This is a genomic window from Micromonospora sp. NPDC049799, from assembly GCF_040656655.1.
Lineage (GTDB): Bacteria > Actinomycetota > Actinomycetes > Mycobacteriales > Micromonosporaceae > Micromonospora.
Window position 1 is genome coordinate 1 of the sequence record NZ_JBFAMU010000876.1, and the last position, 1,212, is coordinate 1,212.

A 1,212-nucleotide genomic window follows, 5' to 3' on the forward strand; every position below is an offset into this window, starting at 1 on the left:
GCCGAGCAGGGCGGACGCCGTGCCGGCCGCCTCCCCGTGCCGTGACAGGGCCAGGGCCGGCGCGTTCGGCATCGCGAGGCCCGCCGCGGCGAGCACCACCCACAACGACACCAGCAGGCTCGGCAGCCCACCGAACCCGGTCGCGGCGAAGCCGAGCAGCGCCAGCCCGGCCACGGTTCCCACGGCCAGGGCGGCGACGAGGATCCGCTGCGACGAGTGGCGGCGCAGCAGCCGTACGTTGAACTGGGTCGCCGCGATCAGCCCGACCGCGCCCGCGCCGAAGGCGAGCCCGAACTGCTGCTCGTCGAGCCCGTACTGCTCCTGCAGGACGAACGACGACCCGGCCACGTAGGCGAACAACGCCGCCATGGCCAGTCCGGCGACCAGGACCAGACCCACGAACGTACGGTCCCGCAGGAGTGTGCCGTACACGGTCAGCGTCGCGACCACTCCGCCGCGCCGGCGCCGGTCGCGCGGCAGCGTCTCGGGCAGGCCGAGCGCGGCGACCACGACGAGAAGCACACCGAAGGCGGCCAGGGCCACGAACACCCCGCGCCAGTCCGTCCAGCGCAGCAGCCCGCCACCGAGGGTCGGAGCGAGGATCGGCGCCGCACCCATGACCAGCAGCAGCCGCGAGAGCAGCGTGGCGAAGGCCGCGCCGCTGAACAGGTCGCGGACCACCGCCATCGCGACCACCGAGGCCGCGGCGATGCCGAGACCCTGTACCACCCGCAGTCCACCGAGAACCGCGATGTTCGGTGCGACGGCGCACAGCAGGGACGCCACGACGTGCAGCGCGACGCCGCCGATCAGCGGCGCGCGCCGGCCGACGGCGTCGGACAGCGGGCCGATCAGCAACTGGCCGATGGCGAGGCCCGCCAGCGTGCCGGTGAGGGTCAGTTGGACCGCCGCCGACGTGGTCTGGAAGTCGGCGACGATCGCGGGGAGCGCGGGCAGGTACATGTCGATGGTCAGCGGACCCACCGCGATCAGCGATCCGAGGACGAGGACGAGCCGCAGTCGCTGCCGGGGGCTCATGAGGTCCCCCGGCGTCACGGCGGGGAACGGTGCAGAAGTCACGTCCAACTGCAAATCCAGACCCGGTGCTCTGATTCCCCCTCGGCCGGGAGGGGACGGAGATCACACCGGTGGCGCCGGGCGTGCCGGCCCGGACGTCGCGACGCGCGCCACCCGGTCGCGCAGCGCGGCGAG

The 1,212-nt window shown here is 73.9% G+C and carries 1 protein-coding gene; it reads right to left on the reverse strand.

Going from position 1 to position 1,212, the window contains the following annotated elements; translation table 11 throughout:
- On the reverse strand, nucleotides 1–1,038 hold a 1,038-nt coding region (locus AB0I76_RS30290), incomplete at its 3' end, for a multidrug effflux MFS transporter (protein WP_357042671.1).
- Between the last annotated feature and the right edge of the window lie 174 nt (nucleotides 1,039–1,212).